At 69.1% G+C, this 4,334-nt stretch carries 3 protein-coding genes and 1 pseudogene; 3 read left to right on the top strand and 1 reads right to left on the bottom strand.

Annotation, left to right across the window (positions count from 1 at the left end; all coding sequences use genetic code 11):
- The 3 genes and pseudogenes from IM770_RS17750 to IM770_RS17740 form a co-directional block, all read left to right on the top strand.
- Positions 1-161, top strand: a pseudogene (locus tag IM770_RS17750) (ferredoxin); the annotation flags it as partial.
- 1 nt (position 162) lies between these two features.
- Positions 163-1,281, top strand: coding sequence for a succinyldiaminopimelate transaminase (dapC, locus tag IM770_RS17745; protein WP_203582475.1), 1,119 nt, complete (start codon positions 163-165; stop codon positions 1,279-1,281).
- Between the two features lie 188 nt (positions 1,282-1,469).
- Positions 1,470-2,768 carry a citrate synthase gene (locus tag IM770_RS17740; protein WP_203582474.1) on the top strand — a complete coding sequence of 433 codons (1,299 nt, stop codon included), beginning with the start codon at positions 1,470-1,472 and terminating at the stop codon, positions 2,766-2,768.
- 112 nt (positions 2,769-2,880) lie between these two features.
- Here IM770_RS17740 and dapD read toward each other — a convergent pair whose 3' ends face one another.
- Positions 2,881-3,837 (bottom strand): 2,3,4,5-tetrahydropyridine-2,6-dicarboxylate N-succinyltransferase, encoded by a 957-nt coding sequence (dapD, locus tag IM770_RS17735; RefSeq protein WP_203582473.1) that lies wholly within the window; start codon positions 3,835-3,837, stop codon positions 2,881-2,883.
- Positions 3,838-4,334 lie beyond the last annotated feature (497 nt).

Genomic DNA, 4,334 nt, shown 5'->3' with positions numbered 1-4,334 from the left:
CGATCTACTACGAGGACGACCTGCCCGACGAGTGGCAGGACTACTACAAGGCCAACGTCGAGTTCTTCGACGACATCGGCTCCCCGGGCGGCGCCGCCAAGGTCGGCGTCATCCACAAGGACCACCCCATCATCGAGGCGCTCCCGCCGCAGGAACACTGACGTGGGGGTCGCCGACCTCGCCGACTACCCCTGGGACGCCGTCGCGCCGTACGCCGCGCGGGCCCGCTCCCACCCCGACGGCATCGTCGACCTGTCGATCGGATCCCCGGTAGACCCGACGCCCGCCGTGGTCGCCGATGCGCTGCGCGTCGCGACCGACGCGCACGCGTACCCGCAGACGATGGGCACTCCCGCGCTGCGCGCCGCGATCGCGCAGTGGTACGAGCGCCGGCGCGGAGTCGCCGGGCTGGGCCCCGAGAACGTGCTCCCGACCGTCGGGTCGAAGGAGCTCGTCGCGCTGCTTCCGCTCCTCCTCGGGCTGGGCCCCGGCGATGTCGTCGTGCACCCGCGGGCGGCGTACCCGACGTACGAGGTCGGTGCCCGCCTCGTGGGCGCGACGCCGTTCGCCGCGGACGATCCGTCCGAGTGGCCCGAGGCGACACGCCTCGCCTGGGTCAACTCGCCCGGCAATCCCGATGGTCGCGTGCTCGACGTCGAGGCGCTGCGCGCCGCCGTCGCGCGTGCCCGTGAGCTCGGGGCGGTGCTCGCCTCCGACGAGTGCTACGGCGAGCTCGGCTGGGACGCGCCCTGGGATTCCGCACCCGTGCCATCGGCCCTCGACCCCCGTGTGACGGACGGCGAGCTGCGCGGCATCCTGTCGGTGTACTCCCTCAGCAAGCAGTCGAATCTCGCCGGCTACCGCGCGGCCTTCCTCGCGGGCGATCCCGCCCTCGTCGACAGGCTGCTGACGGCCCGCAAGCATCTCGGGCTCATGCTGCCCCTCCCGGTGCAGGCCGCCATGGTCGCCGCCCTCGGGGACGATGCGCACGTCGTCGCGCAGAAGGAGCTGTACCGCCGGCGGCGGGAGGTGCTGCGCCCCGCGGTCGAGGCCGCGGGATTCCGCATCGACGCCAGCGAGGCCGGCCTGTACCTCTGGGCGACGGAGGGCCGCGATGCGTGGGAGAGCGTCGCCCGGCTCGCCGACCTCGGCATCCTTGCCGGCCCCGGCCATTTCTACGGGACGCACTTCCCGCAGCACATCCGACTGTCGCTCACCGCGTCCGACGAGCGCATCGCGGCCGCCGCACAGCGCCTGCGTGCGGCCGGCGCGCGGGCGTGAGGATTCCTCCATCGGATGCCGCATCCCTTTGGCCGTGTCAGCAGTAGTCCTGGCAGCGGACTAGGCTGTAGTAACGCGGCGACGCGGCATCCCCCGTCCCGTTCCTCCGTCCTGATGCAGACCGCCCCACGGTGTCGCACAGGGCAGGACGACACCCCCGGTACGACCAGAAATCGCGAGGAGGCGCCGTGAGCGAAGCGGGCACCCAGCAGGAGAAGGCCACCCTCACGATCGGTGAGAAGACCGCCCAGTTCCCCCTCCTTCGGGGTACGGACGGCACGCCGAGCGTGGACCTCTCCACCCTCACCCGCCAGACCGGCTACACGGCACTCGACTACGGCTTCGTGAACACGGCGGCCACCAAGTCCGCGATCACCTACATCGACGGCGACCAGGGCGTGCTCCGCTATCGCGGCTACCCGATCGAGCAGCTGGCGAAGAACAGCACGTACCTCGAGGTCGCGTGGCTGCTGATCTACGGCGAGCTGCCCACGGCCGACGAGCTCGCCGAGTTCGACGAGAAGATCCGCCGCCACACCCTGCTGCACGAAGACCTCAAGCGGTTCTTCTCGGCGCTCCCGCACACGGCGCACCCCATGTCGGTGCTCTCGTCGGCGGTGTCGGCCCTTTCGACCTACTACGAGCACCAGTCCGACCCGAACAATCCCGAGCACGTCGAGCTGAACACGATCCGCATGCTCGCGAAGCTGCCGGTGATCGCGGCGTACGCCCACAAGAAGAGCATCGGCCAGGCGTTCCTGTATCCCGACAACTCGCTCGGCTTCGTCGACAACTTCCTCAAGCTCAACTTCGGCGTGCTGTCGGAGGTCTACCAGGTCGACCCCGTCATGTCGCGTGCGCTCGAGCGGCTGCTGATCCTGCACGAGGACCACGAGCAGAACGCGTCGACCTCGACCGTGCGGCTCGTCGGCTCGACCGGTGCGAACCAGTTCTCGTCGATCTCGGCCGGCATCAATGCGCTCTACGGCCCGCTCCACGGCGGCGCCAACGAGGCGGTGCTCGACATGCTCGGACGCATCCGCGACTCGGGCGAGAGTGTGCAGCGCTTCGTGGAGCGGGTGAAGAACAAGGAAGACGGCGTGAAGCTCATGGGCTTCGGGCATCGCGTGTACAAGAACTACGACCCGCGCGCCAAGCTCGTCAAGGAGTCGGCCGACGAGGTGCTCTCGGCGCTGGGCGTCAGCGATCCGCTGCTCGACCTCGCCAAGGAGCTCGAAGAGATCGCGCTCAACGACTCCTACTTCCAGGAGCGCCGCCTCTACCCGAACGTCGACTTCTACACCGGCGTGATCTACAAGGCGATGGGCTTCCCGACCCGCATGTTCACGGTGCTGTTCGCGATCGGGCGCCTGCCCGGCTGGCTCGCCCAGTGGCGCGAGGCCGCCGGCGACCCGCAGACCAAGATCGGCCGCCCGCAGCAGCTGTACGTCGGCGCCGCCGAGCGCAACTACCCCGGTCTCTCCTGACCCGACCCGTCACGCCGGCGGAGTGTCGGCGCGGCGGATGAGGACGGAATGACGGATGCCGCGCCCCCAAGGGGACGCGGCATCCGATGTGCGGGGGTGCCGAGGTCGCGGTTCAGGCGTGGAGCGCCTCGTTGAGGGTGACGCCCACGCCCGCGCGGCGCACCGCCTCGACGGCACCCGTCAGGGAGTTGCGCCGGAACAGCAGACCGGCGCGGCCCGAGAGCTCGGCGCCCTTGACGGCGGGCAGCGAGCCGTCCGCGCGGCGGGCTTCGTCTGCGAGCACGATCTTCGTTCCCGCCGTCACGTAGAGTCCGGCCTCGACGACGCAGTCGTCGCCCAGCGAGATGCCGATGCCGGCATTCGCGCCCAGCAGTGTGCGCGCGCCGACCGACACGCGGTGGCTTCCGCCACCCGACAGCGTGCCCATGATCGACGCGCCGCCGCCGATGTCGCTGCCGTCGCCGACGACGACGCCCTGCGAGATGCGACCCTCGACCATGCTCTGGCCGAGCGTGCCGGCGTTGAAGTTCACGAACCCCTCGTGCATGACCGTGGTGCCGGGGGAGAGGTAGGCCCCCAGGCGCACGCGCGAGGCGTCGGCGATCCGGACACCCGGGGGAGTGACGTAGTCCAAGAGCCGGGGGAACTTGTCGAGTCCCTGGATCTGGATCCCGTCGCGTGCGAGGAAGGGACGCAGCCGGGTGGCGGCGTCGGGGTGCATCGGGCCGGCCGTCGTCCACGCCACGTTGGGCAGGTGCCCGAAGATGCCGTCGAGGTTCACCTCGTTGGGGCGCGCGAGTCGATGCGACAGCGCGTGCAGGCGCAGGTAGGCGTCGGGGGTCGACGACGGCGCGACGTCGAGGTCCACCTCGATCGTCACCACGTCGACGCTCACCGCCCGTCGGTCGTCGGCGACGGCGAGACGCTCCAGCTCGTCCGGCGGCATCTGCGGATCGAACCCGAGCGGGATCCGCCCCGCTGCGGGGGAGGGGAACCACGTGTCGAGCACGGTTCCGTCTTCGGCGGTCGTCGCGAGGCCGACGCCCCACACCCATCGTTCATCGGTCATGGCATCAACGGTAGCGCGGCCCGCTGAGCCGGCTTCCGCGTGATTCCGGGGGTGGTGGGGTGCGACACGCCCGGGATGTGGGGTGGATTCGACGGTGGGGTGGATTCGGCGTAATGTTCTTGTTGTTCGCCCCAAAGGGTAGAGCGGAAGGCCGGAAGGTCTGGCTCCCCTCAAGCAGCGAACCATCCCATCTGATCTGCTCCTGGCGAGTGGGCCGGGTTCCGGTTTAGGATGGGTTTCTTCCACTCTCGTGTAGGCTCTGGCCGGTTGTGGTGGGGCTTCGTGCCTTGCCGGGCTGGTTTGACAGGCGGGCCGGGATGTGTAAGATAGAGAAGTTGCCCTGCGGAGAAGGTCGAGAGACTGGAACGTGGGTGCGTCCGATCTTTGAGAACTCAACAGCGTGCACTTGTCAAATGCCAATTTTTTTCTCTGTCGACCACGTTTGTGGTTGGTGGGGGTCTTTTTTGGATCAATTCATGGATGTCAGTTTGATATTC

Origin of the sequence: Microbacterium hibisci (assembly GCF_015278255.1) — a bacterium.
Taxonomy (GTDB): domain Bacteria; phylum Actinomycetota; class Actinomycetes; order Actinomycetales; family Microbacteriaceae; genus Microbacterium; species Microbacterium hibisci.
This window is presented reverse-complemented; position numbering and strand designations above follow the sequence as displayed.